The sequence below is a fragment of the Kitasatospora sp. NPDC001119 genome (assembly GCF_053598475.1).
The window spans coordinates 112,342-126,373 of record NZ_JBSFKI010000023.1 but is presented as its reverse complement, the minus strand read 5'-3'; the positions used below and the strand labels follow the sequence as shown (position 1 = coordinate 126,373).

Here is a 14,032-nt window from a genome sequence, read left to right as displayed (position 1 = left end):
GGGGAGCGGTCCGCGGCGGTCCGGGTACGACCGCGGTGGCAGCAGGGCGGGCCGGAGCGGCGGGCGCGCTGCGACCACGGGAGGTGGCGGGACTCCTCCTGCGGTCGTATGCCGGCGCGGGGCGATCAGACGGTGGGATCATGCGCCGCGCGGGGCCGGCGGCCTACCGTGACAGGGCCGCGGTACGTGCCGGGGCGGCGGCACGCACCCGGGCCGCGCAGGCGTACGGTCCCCGTGCCCGACGTGCCCGACGTGCCCGACGTGCCCGACGTGCCGGACGTGCCGGACGTGCCCGACGTGCCGGACCCGGGGCCGCCTTGACGCCGAATCGACAGGGACGTGCGATGACCGAGGCGGCCGCCGAACCCGGCCACGCCCACCGGAACCAGGCGCCCGTGCGCGTCCGCGTGCGGGCCCGGTGGGCGAGGACGGCCGCACGGCTGACCGGCTACGCCGACCTCGCCTGCGCACGAGCCGCACGAGCCGCGCGACCGCTGAGAGCCGCCGCGCGCTGGCGCTCCCGGCTGCCGCCCACGGCGTGGGACGCCCTGCTGGCGACGCTCCTGCTCCTCAACGTCGCGACCACCCGCGCACCGCACGAGCTGCCGGTGGCCGCGGCCCTCGCCGCCGCCCTCACCCTGCCCCTGCTGTGGCGGCGCCGGGCCCCGCGCACGGTGTTCGCCGCCGTGGCGGCCGCGGCCCTCGTCCAGTGGCTGGCCGATGTCCAACTGCCCGCCGACGTCGCCCTGTTGGTGGCCCTCTACACGGTGGCAGCGAACTCGGGCCGGCGCGGCACCCTCGTCGCCGGCGCCGTCGTGGAGGCCGGGGCGCTGCTGGCCTGCCTGCGCTGGTCGACGGACGGCGCGTTCCTGACCCCCTTCGTCGCGGTCACCGCGCTGGCCGTCGCCGCCGCCGTCCTCGGCGTGAACGTGCGCACCACGCGCGCCTACCTCGCCGCCCTGGAGGAGCGGGCCGCACGCCTGGAACACGAACAGGAGCAGCAGGCGCGACTGGCCGCCGCCGAGGAACGGACGCGCATCACCCGGGAGATGCACGACATCGTCACCCACAACCTGTCCGTCATGGTCGCGCTCACCGACGCCGCCGTCTACGCCCAGCACCGGTCGCCCGACAAGGCCACCACCGCGATGCTCCAGATCTCCGAGACCGGCCGGCAGGCCCTGACCGACATGCGCCGCTCGCTGGGCGTCCTGCGCACCGACGAACCGGACGCGCGGCGCCACCCGCTGCCCGGCATCGCCCAACTGGCCGCCCTCGCCGACCAGATGGGCGCCGCCGGGCTGCCCACCGGCCTCGACGTCCACGGCGGCCACGCCCACATCCCCGCCACCGCCCAACTCACCGTCTACCGCCTGGTACAGGAAGCCTTGACCAACACCCTCAAGCACGCACCCGCCGGCACCCGCGCGACGGTCCGGATCCACTGCGCGGCCGCGACCGTCACCGTGGACGTCACCGACACCGGCCCCCACCCGCCCCAGCCCGCCACCGCCACCGCTGCCGTCGTCGTACCGCCCGGCCACGGCATCCCCGGCATGCGCGAACGCTCGGCCGCCTACGGGGGCACACTGCACGCCGGACCGCTTCCCGACGGCGGCTGGCGGGTCCACACCCGCCTCCACCTCGACAGCGCCGGAGCGCCGCCCGCATGACGATCCGCATCCTGATCGCCGACGACGAAGCACTCCTCCGGATGGCCTTCAGCACCGTCCTGGAAGCCCAGCCCGACATGGCACCGGTCGGCGAAGCCGCCGACGGCGCCCAGGCCGTACGCCTCGCCCGCGAACTGCGCCCCGACGTCGTCCTCATGGACGTCCGGATGCCCGGAACCGACGGCATCGAGGCGACCGGGCAGCTCATCGCGGCCTGCCCGCAGAGCAGAGTGCTCATCCTCACCACCTTCGACCTGGACGAGTACGCCTTCGCCGGACTCAACGCCGGAGCCTCCGGCTTCCTGCTGAAGAACGCCCGCCCCGAGGAACTCCTCACCGCGATCCGCAACGTCGCCGCGGGCGACGCCGTACTCTCCCCGCGGATCACCCGCCGCCTCCTGGACAACCTCCGCCCGCACATCCCCGACGGCCGCGACCCCGACCACGAGGAGCGGCTGAACCGGCTCAGCACCCGCGAACGCGAGGTACTCGTCCAGGTCGGCCGCGGCCTGTCCAACACCGAGATCGCCGCCACCCTGCACCTCGCGGAGGCCACCGTGAAGTCCCACCTGGGCCGCATCCTCCACAAGCTCGAACTCCGCGACCGCATCCAAGCCGTGGTCCTCGCCTACGAAACCCGCCTCATCCACCCGACATGACCCGCCCCCCGGTTGCCGGGCCGCGCCCCTGGCAGTGGAGCCGGCTGGAGGCGTGCGGCGCGGACACCGAGCCGCTCCGGGCGGTGTCCACCACCCCGCAGGACCGGCACGCGACTCTCTGGGGCAACCCGTACGGCACCTGCCGCCGGGGTCCGGTAGGAAATCGACTCAGGAACCGCGCCGGCGTCGGCTGCGCCGCGACTGCCGCGGCCCGACAGGGTCCACGGCCAGGGCCTGGCCTACCGCGACGAGCCGTCGAAGCGTTCGAAACCCGTCTCCATGTCACCGCGGAACGTCAGTGCGTCAAGGCCGATGCCGAGTGCGCCGAGCAGGATCCCCAGTGCCGCGTCGGCGTCCGGCTCGGACCGGCTCACCCACACGAACGTGCTCGGTTCGACCCCGCCTTCGAGCCGGCTGAGCGCGAAGTCCACGCGCTGGATGCGGAACATGGCGACATCGACGGCTCCCAGATCTTCCCAGCTGCGTTCGACTGTCAGCCGCAGGCGGGCCGCCAGTGCCTCCAGCGGCGGCTTCAGCCCTGCCACAAGCCGGAACGAGGCGGCCGCGTACTCCCACATGCCCTCTTGGAAGGCGGGGTTCTTCCCGGTGTAGTACGGGGGGCTCGGCGCCGGTTGCCAGTCCGGCTCCGGCCCTGGTACCTCGAACCCGGCCACAATCCCGCCTTCCGTCTGAACACCTCTTCGAGCGTCACGGTATCCGAAGAGGAACGCGCCAGGGGTGCGGGCGCCGAGCTCCTTGACGGCCAGGGGCGGGCCGGCGGCGTACTCCTCGGGGAGGTGTCACCCGCCGCGCGCAGGAAGTCGGCCCGGCCGACTTCCTGCGCGGCGAGGCTGGCCGTCCCCTGGTTACGGGGTGAGTCGCAGGTGGATCGCGAGGACGCCGAGCTGCTCCTTCTCGGGTGGGTGGATCTCGCGGCAGGCGGTGAGGAGTTCGGTCCGGCTCATTCCCTCGGAGCCGATCGCCTCCGGGTCCTCGGCGTCGAGCATGGCGTCGAAGTCCGGGTACTCCGTGACGCCGGTGACGAGGGTGCGGCAGCGGGCGTCGCCGGATTCGAAGACGAGGGTCTGTCCCGGATGGATCCTGCGCATGCTGGGGTAGCCGACGCGTACCTCGATGGTCTTGGTGCCGGCGGCGATCAGGTCGAGGTAGGGGCGGCGGATCCGGATGACGCGTTCCTGGTCGGGCACGGGACAGGTGCTCCGCTTCTACGCCGAGGTGGGCAGGGACAGTTCGGCTGGGTGTCCGGGTAGGGCCTTTCCCGGGGTGTCGGACCTGGGCCCCCGACGGCGAAGGGCGGTTACTGCACTTGATCGGGCTATGGTGGTAACCACCTGACAGGTGAGGGATGGTTCCGGTAGATCTGTGCGCGTGAATGACTCCACGCCCGAGGGTGACGAGCCCGCCTCCTTCGTCGAGAACGCGAAGAGCCTGTACAGGAAGCACAAGCCGAAGATCACCGCCATCGGCGGTGCAGTCTGCGTCGTGGCCCTCGCCATCATCGTCACCAGTCTCGCCGAGGGGCGGGACTCCGAGGATGCCGAGGACCAGGAACAACTCTCCGCCCCCGAAACTACGGACCAGACTCGTTGGTCCTCCAGCGACTATGACCGCGACCCCTTCCTGCGAAGGCTCCCTGCCGGTCAGCATGCCAGTGAGGAGGCCAACGCGAGGTACAAGGAATTGACGGGTAACAACCTTCCGCCTGGTTACACCTTGGTTCGCCGGTGGTTCTTTCCGAAGGACTCCTCAGAGGATGAGACCCCCGGCGAAGCCGCAGCCTGAGCGAAGGCACTGTCGCATCTCATTCCTGTGCAGTGCTGACGGACGCCCTGCAGAACGTCTTTACCGCCGCTGACCTCCGGAAATCTGCGAAGCTGGGGGTGCGTGCCATTGCTCGGACCGATGGGCCGGATGGCGGCCCTGGACAACCTGCCGTCCACCGCGCGGCGCCGGCGCGTCAAGGCCCGCAGCCGCGAGAACCCGACGAGCACGTACGGGCCGAACGCGGGAGAACACCCGCAAACCACCCGGACCCATGCCCTTACCGTCGAGATCCACGTCATGGAAGACAGGCCGGCAGCACGCCGCCGCCGGTAGACGCAACGGCGTTGGAGTCCCGGTCGTCTTCGAACCAGGTCAGGATGGCCTTCACGCCTTGGGCGACTTGTAGATGGTGGCGGCCATCGCTCCCAGTTGCTTGTTGGCCTTGAGCGCGAGGTCGATGGCATCGCTCACGGAGTCGCTGGGCACCGGGATGTTGTTCACGTAGATCGCGAAGGCGTAGCGGTGGCCGTCCTTCGCATCGATGTAGCCTGCGAGCGCCTTCGTGCCGAGGGCCAGCTTGCCCTGGTAGGGGCTGACCAGGGTGCCGGTCTTCGCGCGGATGTGTCCTGCGGCGGGGTCGGTGCGGTCGATGACGTCGGCGAGCGAGCCGTCGACGCCCATGTTCGGCATGGAGTCGTAGAAGACGTCGAAGTCGTCCTGTCGTGCCAGGTGCCGCAGCAGCGCCACCTGGGCGGTCGGCGTCGCCTTGTCGCCGGGGAGGCCCTGGGCGTCGACGAGGCTCACCGAGTTCGGGTCCACTCCCGAGCGGGCGAGGAACTCCTTCTCGGTCTTCATGCCGTCCGCATAGGTTCGTTGCCCGTTGTGTGCCGCCATCAGCGGCGGCAGCAGGTTCGCCCCGAGGTTGTGGCTGACCTTGTTGATCAGCTTCGCGTACTCCTTGAAGGGCGGAGAGGTGTAGGTCGCCGATACGGGCAGCGAGTTCACTTCCGCCGACGGGGGGAGCCTGCTGTCGGGGTTCGCTCCCAGCGAGGGGGCGGACACGCTGACGCCGTTCCTGGCGAGTGCCTCGATGAGGACGGTGCGGGCGAACGCCGCCGGGTCGGGGACCTGGTAGGTCGTCACGAAGGGGGCCTTCGCGTCCGCGGGCACGGAACCCCGGACCCGGATGTGACCAGGGCTCACGCTTTCGGTCGTCACCGCCGGCTTGCTTCCGGCGGGTGTGGTCGTCACCTGCGCGTCGACGCCGAAGGCGGCCGTCTTCGGGCGCCAGTCGACCTTGGCCGGCTCGCCGGGTGCGCCCGGCGTGATGAGCACGTCGATGAGGTTGTCGTTGACGATGGTCGGGGTGACCGGCAGCCCGCCGATCGACACCGGATCCCAGAGTCGGTTGTCGATCACCACGTCGCCGTCGACGTGGCGGACTCCACTGGCCGCGACCTGTCGGGCCAGTTCGTTGACGCCCGCCAGCGGGTCCTCTGCGGTGATGGTCGCCATGCCGGGTACGGCGTTGGCGTCGTAGTGGTCGAAGTCGGGGACGTCCAGTCCGCCTGACGCGGTGGTCCGCCCGCCGAGTGCCAGGTCGCCGTTGCCGACCAGGATGAGGTCGCCGGAGAGCCGCCCGTCCGCGGAGACCGTACCCGAGTGCACCACGGGCGTACGGAAGCGATGGTCGTCACCCAGGACGTCGAGCGCGGCACCGACCGCGAAGGTCTTGGCCGTCGAACCGGTCATGAACTGGGAATCGGCGCCCTTGGACTGGACGACCTTCCCGGTCTGCAGGTCGGCGACCTGCAGGCCCCACTGGCCCGACGACCACGGCGCGGTGCTCATGAGCTTCTGCAGCTCGGCGCTCACCCGTGCGGCACCCGGTGCCGGAGAGGCCGAGTCGTCCGTGGAGTCGTGGGAGCACGCCGTCATCGCCACGGCGGCCGTCATCGAAGCGGCGAGCGCCAGGGCCGTACGCCGCCGTACCCGAGGGGCCTTGATTCCGGAGAGGGAGTTGCTTGGCATTCGTTCTTTCCTGTTCGGCTTTCCTGTTCGGCTTTCGCGCTCGATCGAAGGCTTCCGGCCCGGTTGCCGCGCGGCGGTCAGGGCTTCCCGCCCTTGCCGATGGCGATGCTGCCGTTGCGGGTCCGGACGGCCACGGAACGGCCGCTCGCGTCGTCCTTCGCGACGTTCACGGTGACGTCGCCCTTCTTCGCGGCCGTGCGGACCGCGTACGTCGAGTCCGGCAGGCCCAGCTCGACGTCGCCGTCCCTGCTCTGCACGTCGACCAGGTCGGGCACGGCGGCCAGGCGCAGGTCGACGGTGCCGTTGCGCGAGGTGACGCTGACGGACCGGGCGGAGATCCCGTCGCCCTTGATGCTTCCGTCGCCGCCTTGCAGGGCCAGCCTGGCTCCGTGGAGGTCCGACAGCCGGACGTCGCCGCCGGCGGTCCGGGCCGAGAAGTCCGCGGTGAAGCCGGTGGCCTCGATGCGCCCCTTGCCGCTCTCGGCGGTGACGGCGACGGCGCGCGGCACCTTCACGGTGTACTTCGCGCCGCAGCCCACCGAGATCCCCGTGCAGTCCAGCGAGAGTGTGAGCGTGCCCCCTTCGAGCTGCCAGCCGGACCCCACCTCCCCGCCGACCTTCCTGCCGCTGACCCGTCGTTCCACCTGAACGTCCTCGATGTCGGCGGCCACCAGCGCGAGGTCGGCGGAACCGGAGTCGACGGTCAGGCTGCCGCCGGCGAAGTCGAAGGACTTCGATTCCACGGTCGCGTCGGCCGAGGCGCCGTCCGTGGTGCAGGCCGTGGCGGCGAGGCCGAGGAGGGCGGCTCCGCCGAGGGCGAGAAGCGTGCGAGTGGTCGGTTCCATCGGGTTCTTCCTTCGTCAACGAGCATGGTGGTGCGGGTTCCCGCACTCCGGTTCACGAGCGCAGCGCCCGGTTCACGAGCGCAGCGCCCGGACCGCGACCGTGCGCGACACCCGGGCCGCCTGCAGGACCAGCGCGAGGCAGGTGGTGACCAGCGTCGCGGCGGCGAGCGCCCCGAGCGTGGCCCAGGGGAGGCCCGCCAGGACCCGGACGGCGTCGGTCCGGGCTCCGAGGGCGGTGGTGAGGCTCGACACGGCGACGAACAGCGCGCCGAAGACGATCGCCGTCCCCGCGTAGATCGCCCCCTCGTAGACCATCGACCGGGTGACCACGCCCGGCCGCGCACCGGCCACCGTCACGACGGCGCAGTCGCGGGCGCGCTCCCGCCCGACGAGGGCGATCACGGCGAGGCCCCCGACCCAGGACACGACGAAGACCCAGCCCAGCACGACCAGGATGTTGTCCAGCCCGGCGTTGCCTCCGGGCATGACCTTCCCCATCACCATGAAGAGGCCGACGAACGACAGGGAGAGCGCGAAGGGCAGCACCGTGGTGACGCTCCTCGTCGCGCGGGCCCGGCACGACTGCACGGCCAGGTGCCAGGCGACGCCGCGCGAGGGCACCAGCGCCGTCCAGAGCCTCATCAGCGGGGTGAGCACCCACGGCCCCATCAGCAGCAGCAGGCAGAGGAGGAAGAGGTTCCCGGCGAACGCGAAGGCCGTCCGCTGGGCGAGCCCGCCCTCGAGTTCGAGGCCCAGGCCGGGGATCCACATCCCGACCACGCCGGCGAGCAGGCACAGGGCGAGGGCAGCGCGGGCGACGCCCGGCCGCGCCGGGGGGTCGGAGAAGTCCCGGAAGGCGCGCATCTCCGGCGTCCTGGCGGCCCGCCGGGTGACGCCCCAGCCGCCGAGCAGGCACGGAACCAGTCCGAACAGCACGCTCACGCCGACGTACCAGAACCGGAACCCGGCCGCGGCCCCGTGCAGTTCGAGGCCCGTCCCCTTCCACTGCGCGAGGGCGACACCCGCGACCAGCAGGGCGAGCGGTGCGGCCAGCGCGCCGGCCACCGCGCCCAGCACCACCGTCTGCGTCCGCAGGACGAACCTGACCCGGTGGCGCGGAATCCCGAGGATCACCCACAGGGCGTGCTCGCGCCGCTGGGTCGTCAGCGTCAGGCCGACCGCGGAGGCGACGACGCCCACGGCGGCGAGCACGGTGAAGAAGACGATGTTGCCGCCGAGGGCGATCGACGCGGAGACCATCCGTGCGTCACCCGCCGCCCGCGCCGCCGAGACGGCGGTGAACATCGCGATGGCCGAGCCCGCCGAGCACGCCGCGCCGACCGTGGCGCACAGGAGCGTCCACCACCACATCGACGCCTGCAGGCGGATGTCCGACAGCACGAGCCGGATCACGACTCCTCCCCGCCCGCCTCGTCCGCCGACTGCGCCGAGAGGACGGCGTCGCCCACCGCGCGGGAGTCGCCACCGGGGATGACGGCGTGTACCCGCCCGGACCCCATCACCACGACCTGATCGGCCCGCGCGGCCGCGTGGGGGTCGTGGGTGACCATGAGCACCGTGCTCCCCTGCGCGGGAAGCGCCTGCAGCCAGTCGAGCACCACATGACCCGACTTGAGGTCGAGCGCACCCGTCGGCTCGTCGGCGAAGACGATCCGCGGCTGGTTCGCCACCACCCGGGCCACCGCGACGCGCTGGCGCTCGCCACCGGAGAGGCGGTCGGGGCGTCGCCGCGCGTGCTTGGCGATGCCGAGCCGCGCCATGGCGTCCTCGACCCGCGCCCTGGGCACCCGGCGGCCGGCGAGCCGCGCCGGCAGGGCGATGTTGTCCTCGACCGTCAGCGAGCTGACGAGGTTGTACTCCTGGAAGACGAAGCCGATGTTCTCGCTGCGGAACGCGGCCTGCTTGCGGGGGCTGAGCGAGCGGACGTCCGTCCCGAGGATCTCGACGGACCCCGCGGTCGCCCGCTCCAGCCCGGCCGTGCAGAGCAGGAGCGTCGACTTGCCCGAACCGGAGGGGCCGACGACGGCGGTCAGCCGGCCTTCGGGAATCTCCAGGTCGATGTCGTGCAGCACGCGCGTCGTCTCGCCCCGGCGGCCGGGAATGGGGAATTCCGTCCGAAGGCCGCGCAAACGAATGCACGGCACGGGAGCGGCAGTGGGAAATGGCATGAATCAAGGAAAACAGGGCCGGGCGGTGGAGTGCACGGGAGCCTGCACTGCTATCGGAGGTAGACTTGGATCTACCGCCCGACCGGTCCGAACCGTGCGAAAATGTCGATCATGGCGCAGATTCGTGTTGCCCGGAGGCTGCTGACCGAATTCGTCGCAGCGGCCGCCTTTCCGATTCTCCTGATTTCCGTTCTCGCCGCACCGGTATCGGTTCCGGTGGTGGCCGAACTGGACCGCTCCAGGGCGCAGTGGTGCGGAGTCCGGACGATGCCGCTGCGGCCCGCCGACCGCAGCTGGCCGCAGTGGGTGGCCGGCCGGCTGCGGACACGGTCGGTGTGGAGGACCGACCTGCCCGTGTTCGTCACCGCCGCGCTCCTGTCCGCGCTCTCGCTGCCGGTGGGCTTCTTCGGATTCCTCGGCGCCCTGGCGCTGGTGTTCTCCCCCGTCCTCTGGGGTTTCGGCATCGCCGCGGAAGTCGGCCCGTTCACCCCGGCCGCCCTGTGGGAAACCCTCGTGGCGGTACCCGCGGGAATCGCCCTCGGTGCGGTCACCGTGGGCGCGCTGACCGGCGTCTCCCTGCTCCGCGACCTGCTCCTGCGGGCCTTCTCGGGGAGCCGGAACCCCGACCTGCTCGCGAAACTGGAGGAACTCCGCACCAGCCGGGCCTCGCTGACGGCGGCCTTCGAGAACGAGCGCCGGCGCATCGAGCGCGACCTGCACGACGGCGCCCAGCAGGAGCTCGTCGCCCTCGTCATGCGCCTGGGCATCCTGGAAGCCGCGGCGACGGCCACCGAGCAGGAACGGATCGTCCAACTGGCCCGCCAGGCCCAGGCCCAGGCGGAGCGCGCGCTCGAACGGCTGAGGGAGACGGTGCGCGACATCCACCCCAGCGAACTGAGCGATCTCGGCCTCGTCGCCGCCGTCCGGGAACTGGTGGCCAGATCACCGCTGCGGGTCGAACTGACCAGCACCGGTACGGACGCCTGGCTCTCCTCGCCGATCGCCGCGGCCGTGTACTTCACGGTCTCCGAGGCCCTGACGAACATCGCCAAGCACGCGGGCGTCGGGAGCGCCCGGATCGACATGCGGTGCACCGAGAGCGGCGTCCGCGTCCGGGTGGGCGACGACGGCGCCGGCGGCGCGCGGATCAGCACCGGATCCGGGCTCTCCGGGCTGCGTGAGCGGATGCGAAGCGTCGGTGGGAACCTCGAAATCACCAGCCCGCCGGGCGGCGGAACGGAGGTCGTGGCATCCGCCCCGGCCCAACCCCCGTGGTGACGGAATTCGACAGGGAAAGCGATGGGAAACCGATTGTGAGAATCATCCTGGCGGACGACAGTCTGCTGATACGCGCCGGAATCCGGGAGATCCTGGTTTCCAGTGCCCACGACGTGATCCGCGAATGCGAGGACGCCGACGAACTGGTCGCCGCTGTCGACGGCCTCGCCGCCGCCGGAGCCGCCCCCGACCTGGTGATCACGGATGTCCGCATGCCGCCCGGGAACACCGACGACGGACTCCGGGCCGCGATCGACATTCGGTCGCGGCACAAGGACCTGCCGGTCCTGGTCCTCTCCGCCTACGTCACAGGCCCGTACGTGCGCGAACTCCTGAACGGCCCGGGCGCCGACGGGGCGGTCGGCTACCTGCTCAAGGAGAAGGTGGGCAGAGTGGCGGACTTCCTGCGGGCCGTCGAGACGGTCGCCGGCGGCGGAGTGGTGATCGACCCCGAGGTGGTCCGCCACGTCACCCGCGCCGACCCGCCGCGGGGCCCGCTCGCCCGGCTCACGGCCCGCGAACAGGAGGTGCTCGCCCTCATGGCCGAAGGCCGCTCCAACGCGGAGATCGAGGCAGAACTGTTCCTCTCGGGCGCCGCCGTGGCCAAACACGTGGGGAACGTCTTCCTGAAACTCGGCATGCCCTCCGGCGAGGACAACCGCCGGGTGAAGGCCATCCTGACCTGGTTCGAATACAACTAGGACTTCAACGCCGTTGCGTCCACCGGCGGCGGCCTGCAGCAGAACGGTGCAGCTGATCCGCTCCGTGGCCGGACCCGGCCGCCGAGCATCTGGCCGACCGGGGAGACCCTTGGTTCAGACCTCGCCGAACTCGTCACTGCGGAGAGTGGTGACGAACGGTTCCCAGGCCTTGGCGGCAAAGATCAGGGCCGGTCCGTTCGGGTCCTTGGAATCGCGAACGGGCCTCACGTCGGGGAATCCGGGCGCCACCTCGACGCAGGTGCCCCGTTGTTGCCGTACCCGGACTTGTGCCAGCTGGCGTCGGTGCAGCGCGGATCACGTCGAGCGAAGCCACCTTGGACAGAGACTCCGTCCGGAGCTGATCGTCGTGCTGTCGGATCGGGCCGCCCCACACCACTCGCCCCCGACTCCCGCGCAGGAAGTCGGCGGGGTCGACTTCCTGCGCGGGTGAGGCTGGCCGTCCCCTGGTTACGGGGTGAGTCGGAGGTGGATCGCGAGGACGCCGAGCTGTTCTTTCTCGGGTGGGTAGATCTCGCGGCAGGCGGTGAGGAGTTCGGTCCGGCTCATTCCCTCGGAGCCGATCGCCTCCGGGTCCTCGGTGTCGAGCATGGCGTCGAAGCTCGGGTACTCCGCGACGCTGGTGACGAGGGTGCGGCAGTGGGCGTCGCCGGATTCGAAGACGAGCGTCTGTCCCGGACGGATCCTGCGCATGCTGGGGTAGCCGACGCGCACCTCGATGGTCTTGGTGCCGGCGGCGATCAGGTCGAGGTAGGGGCGGCGGATCCGGATGACGCGCTCCTGGTCGGGCATGGGACAGGTGCTCCGCTTCTATGCCGAGGGAGGAGGGGGCGGGCGGCTAGCGCACCACGGGGATCGCCCCGGAGCGCCAGTCCGTCAGCCGCTTGCGGATGCTCGGCACCATCGCCAGCCCGTCCGTCTCGGCCGGGGCGAACCACGCGACCTCGTGGGACTCGTCGGACACCCGCAGCTCCCCGCCGACCGGGCGTCCGAGGAGGCAGACGGAGAACTCCTGGCGGACTTCGCCGTCGTCGTAGGCGAGGACGTGGCCCGGGTCGGTGTAGGTGCCGACGATCCCGGTGATCTCGACGTCGATGCCGGTCTCCTCGCGGGTCTCGCGGATGCCGCAGCCGGCGATCGACTCGCCGATGTCCATCCGGCCGCCGGGCAGCGCCCACATCCCGTTGTCGGTGCGGCGCTGGAGCAGGACGCGTCCGGCGTCGTCGACCACGACCACGGACGCGGCCGGGACCAGCGAGTTCGCCTCGGGGGCGTTCGGGTCGTCCTCGTAGTCACGCCTGGGCATGGCCTGCCACCTCCGCCGTCGGGGCCGTCCGCATGTCATGCCCTTTCTCCCACAGTCCTCGACCCGTCAGGTGCGAGCCGCGGCCACCGCGTCCGTGTACAGCTCCGTCGTCAGGTCGTCGTCACCGATCCCGAGATCGGCCAGGGGACGTTCTCGCCCCGTTAGGCTGCGGTTGTGACGATCAAGGCTGTGGTGTTCGACGTCGGGGAGTGCCTGGTCGACGAGACCCGGGAGTACGGTACCTGGGCCGACTGGTTGGGCGTGCCGAGGCACACGTTCGTGGCCCAGCTCGGCGCGGTGATCGCGCAGGGCCGGGACTACCGGGAGACGTTCCAGGTCTTCGCCCCCGGCTTCGACCTCTCCGAGGAGCGCGAGAAGCGGGCGGCCGTCGGCCGGCCGGAGACCTTCGGTGAGGACGACCTCTACCCGGACGTCCGGGGCGCCTTCGCTCAACTCCGCTCAGACGGCTTGTGGTTGGCGATCGCCGGTAACCAGACCGTGCGGGCCGGGGCGATCCTCCGCCGACTGTTCACGGACGACGTCGACCTGATCGGCACCTCCGACGACTGGGGCGCGAGCAAGCCGGACCCTGCCTTCTTCGAGCGCGTCGCCGAGGCGGTGCCCGCCGAGTCGCACGAGATCCTGTACGTCGGTGACCGGCTCGACAACGACGTGCTCCCCGCCCGGGCGGCCGGGATGCGGACGGCGTTGATCCGGCGCGGCCCGTGGGGCTGGATCCAGCAGCACGACCCGGCCGCCGGGCAGTCGACGTTCCGGATCGACTCGCTGGCGGAACTCCCGGACCTGATCGCCAAGTTCAACGCTGCGGCGAGCTGAGCCGCCCCACCGAGAGCACGAGGTGCGAGTGAGCAGTGAGTGGACCGTCCACGGCAGCCGTCCCGTCTACACCAGCGCGTGGGTGCGGCTCGACCTGGTCGACGTCGAGCCGCGCGGAAGGGCCCGGTACGAGCACCACCTGGTGCGATTCGCGCCGGTCGCGGCCGTCGTCGTGGTCAACGACCGGGACGAGGTGCTGATGATGTGGCGGCACCGCTTCGCGACGGGCACCTGGAGCTGGGAGATTCCCAGCGGCATCGTCGAGGACGGGGAATCCCTCGAGGCCGCAGCGGTCCGCGAGGTGTTCGAGGAGACCGGCTGGCAGGTGGACGAGGTCGAGGCCCTCGCCTATGTCCAGCCCATCGGCGGCATGAGCAACGCCGAGCACCACGTGTTCCTCGCCCACGGTGCCACCTACGTCGCACCGCCGGTGGACACCCACGAGGCCGACCGGGTCGAGTGGATCCCGATCTCCCGGATCCAGGGCATGATCGACCGGCGGGAGATCGTCGCAGGCGTCGCGGTCACCGGCCTGCTCCAGGTGCTCGCCCGGCGTCCCTAGGAGGGCAGGGCCAGCATCTCGCGAAGAGCAACAGCCAGATGGCGGCGGGCCGCGCACGTCGGCGTAGCCGTCCAGCGGATCCCGCCGGGCTTCGGGGCCCGCGGCCCGCCGGAACGCGGTAGCTTCCCGGTGGTACCGCGGCCTCACG

At 71.4% G+C, this 14,032-nt stretch carries 16 protein-coding genes; 7 read left to right on the top strand and 9 right to left on the bottom strand.

What is annotated here, in order from left to right:
• Positions 1-344: 344 nt before the first annotated feature.
• The gene (locus tag ACWDD9_RS27190) at positions 345-1,673 is read left to right on the top strand and encodes a sensor histidine kinase (protein ID WP_449812934.1); all 1,329 of its coding nucleotides are present in this window, start codon (positions 345-347) and stop codon (positions 1,671-1,673) included.
• On the top strand, positions 1,670-2,332 hold the full coding sequence (locus ACWDD9_RS27185) for a response regulator (RefSeq protein WP_449812933.1): 663 nt from the start codon (positions 1,670-1,672) through the stop codon (positions 2,330-2,332). Before ACWDD9_RS27190 ends, ACWDD9_RS27185 begins: the two co-directional genes overlap by 4 nt.
• 239 nt (positions 2,333-2,571) lie before the next feature.
• Here ACWDD9_RS27185 and ACWDD9_RS27180 read toward each other — a convergent pair whose 3' ends face one another.
• A complete protein-coding gene (locus tag ACWDD9_RS27180) occupies positions 2,572-2,910 on the bottom strand; it encodes a hypothetical protein (RefSeq protein ID WP_380779660.1) in 339 nt (112 codons plus the stop codon).
• 288 nt (positions 2,911-3,198) lie between these two features.
• Complete coding sequence (locus tag ACWDD9_RS27175) at positions 3,199-3,540, bottom strand: ASCH domain-containing protein (RefSeq protein WP_449812932.1); 342 nt, start codon at positions 3,538-3,540, stop codon at positions 3,199-3,201.
• 181 nt (positions 3,541-3,721) lie between these two features.
• On the opposite strand from ACWDD9_RS27175, the gene ACWDD9_RS27170 reads away from it, so the two are divergent.
• Positions 3,722-4,135 (top strand): hypothetical protein, encoded by a 414-nt coding sequence (locus ACWDD9_RS27170; RefSeq protein ID WP_147408979.1) that lies wholly within the window; start codon positions 3,722-3,724, stop codon positions 4,133-4,135.
• A gap of 366 nt (positions 4,136-4,501) precedes the next feature.
• Here the strand turns inward: ACWDD9_RS27170 and dacB are convergent, their stop codons facing one another.
• From dacB to ACWDD9_RS27150, 4 genes are all read right to left on the bottom strand, one after another.
• Positions 4,502-6,148: a D-alanyl-D-alanine carboxypeptidase/D-alanyl-D-alanine endopeptidase gene (gene dacB / locus ACWDD9_RS27165; RefSeq protein ID WP_449812931.1), complete on the bottom strand. Its 1,647-nt coding sequence runs from the start codon at positions 6,146-6,148 to the stop codon at positions 4,502-4,504.
• A 77-nt stretch (positions 6,149-6,225) separates the two neighbouring features.
• Positions 6,226-6,993, bottom strand: coding sequence for a DUF4097 family beta strand repeat-containing protein (locus ACWDD9_RS27160; protein WP_449812930.1), 768 nt, complete (start codon positions 6,991-6,993; stop codon positions 6,226-6,228).
• A gap of 72 nt (positions 6,994-7,065) precedes the next feature.
• Positions 7,066-8,406, bottom strand: a complete 1,341-nt coding sequence (locus ACWDD9_RS27155) for an FtsX-like permease family protein (protein ID WP_449812929.1) — start codon at positions 8,404-8,406, stop codon at positions 7,066-7,068.
• Positions 8,403-9,086: an ABC transporter ATP-binding protein gene (locus ACWDD9_RS27150; protein WP_117485315.1), complete on the bottom strand. Its 684-nt coding sequence runs from the start codon at positions 9,084-9,086 to the stop codon at positions 8,403-8,405. The genes ACWDD9_RS27155 and ACWDD9_RS27150 overlap by 4 nt, the downstream gene beginning before the upstream one ends.
• A gap of 363 nt (positions 9,087-9,449) precedes the next feature.
• Between ACWDD9_RS27150 and ACWDD9_RS27145 the strand changes: the two genes are divergently transcribed.
• Positions 9,450-10,460 (top strand): histidine kinase, encoded by a 1,011-nt coding sequence (locus ACWDD9_RS27145; protein WP_449812928.1) that lies wholly within the window; start codon positions 9,450-9,452, stop codon positions 10,458-10,460.
• Positions 10,461-10,492: 32 nt separating this feature from the next.
• Positions 10,493-11,161 carry a response regulator transcription factor gene (locus ACWDD9_RS27140; RefSeq protein ID WP_388049034.1) on the top strand — a complete coding sequence of 223 codons (669 nt, stop codon included), beginning with the start codon at positions 10,493-10,495 and terminating at the stop codon, positions 11,159-11,161.
• Positions 11,162-11,275: 114 nt separating this feature from the next.
• Here ACWDD9_RS27140 and ACWDD9_RS27135 read toward each other — a convergent pair whose 3' ends face one another.
• The 3 genes from ACWDD9_RS27135 to ACWDD9_RS27125 form a co-directional block, all read right to left on the bottom strand.
• The gene (locus ACWDD9_RS27135) at positions 11,276-11,389 is read right to left on the bottom strand and encodes a DUF397 domain-containing protein (protein ID WP_449812927.1); all 114 of its coding nucleotides are present in this window, start codon (positions 11,387-11,389) and stop codon (positions 11,276-11,278) included.
• 240 nt (positions 11,390-11,629) lie between these two features.
• A complete protein-coding gene (locus tag ACWDD9_RS27130; protein ID WP_449812926.1) occupies positions 11,630-11,971 on the bottom strand; it encodes an ASCH domain-containing protein in 342 nt (113 codons plus the stop codon).
• Between the two features lie 46 nt (positions 11,972-12,017).
• A complete protein-coding gene (locus ACWDD9_RS27125) occupies positions 12,018-12,485 on the bottom strand; it encodes an NUDIX hydrolase (RefSeq protein WP_449812925.1) in 468 nt (155 codons plus the stop codon).
• Positions 12,486-12,659: 174 nt separating this feature from the next.
• On the opposite strand from ACWDD9_RS27125, the gene ACWDD9_RS27120 reads away from it, so the two are divergent.
• Together ACWDD9_RS27120 and ACWDD9_RS27115 are read left to right on the top strand one after the other, a co-directional pair.
• On the top strand, positions 12,660-13,322 hold the full coding sequence (locus ACWDD9_RS27120) for an HAD family hydrolase (protein ID WP_449812924.1): 663 nt from the start codon (positions 12,660-12,662) through the stop codon (positions 13,320-13,322).
• 28 nt (positions 13,323-13,350) lie between these two features.
• On the top strand, positions 13,351-13,884 hold the full coding sequence (locus ACWDD9_RS27115; RefSeq protein WP_449812923.1) for an NUDIX hydrolase: 534 nt from the start codon (positions 13,351-13,353) through the stop codon (positions 13,882-13,884).
• Positions 13,885-14,032: the final 148 nt, after the last annotated feature.

What these genes read in the sequence shown, in the direction of transcription:
- ACWDD9_RS27180 (WP_380779660.1), bottom strand. Translation starts at nt 2,910, where the DNA reads ATGTGGGAGTACGCGGCCGCCTCGTTCCGGCTTGTGGCAGGGCTGAAG.
- ACWDD9_RS27145 (WP_449812928.1), top strand. Translation starts at nt 9,450, where the DNA reads ATGCCGCTGCGGCCCGCCGACCGCAGCTGGCCGCAGTGGGTGGCCGGC.
- ACWDD9_RS27160 (WP_449812930.1), bottom strand. Translation starts at nt 6,993, where the DNA reads ATGGAACCGACCACTCGCACGCTTCTCGCCCTCGGCGGAGCCGCCCTC.
- ACWDD9_RS27130 (WP_449812926.1), bottom strand. Translation starts at nt 11,971, where the DNA reads ATGCCCGACCAGGAGCGCGTCATCCGGATCCGCCGCCCCTACCTCGAC.
- dacB (WP_449812931.1), bottom strand. Translation starts at nt 6,148, where the DNA reads ATGCCAAGCAACTCCCTCTCCGGAATCAAGGCCCCTCGGGTACGGCGG.
- ACWDD9_RS27125 (WP_449812925.1), bottom strand. Translation starts at nt 12,485, where the DNA reads ATGCCCAGGCGTGACTACGAGGACGACCCGAACGCCCCCGAGGCGAAC.
- ACWDD9_RS27190 (WP_449812934.1), top strand. Translation starts at nt 345, where the DNA reads ATGACCGAGGCGGCCGCCGAACCCGGCCACGCCCACCGGAACCAGGCG.
- ACWDD9_RS27185 (WP_449812933.1), top strand. Translation starts at nt 1,670, where the DNA reads ATGACGATCCGCATCCTGATCGCCGACGACGAAGCACTCCTCCGGATG.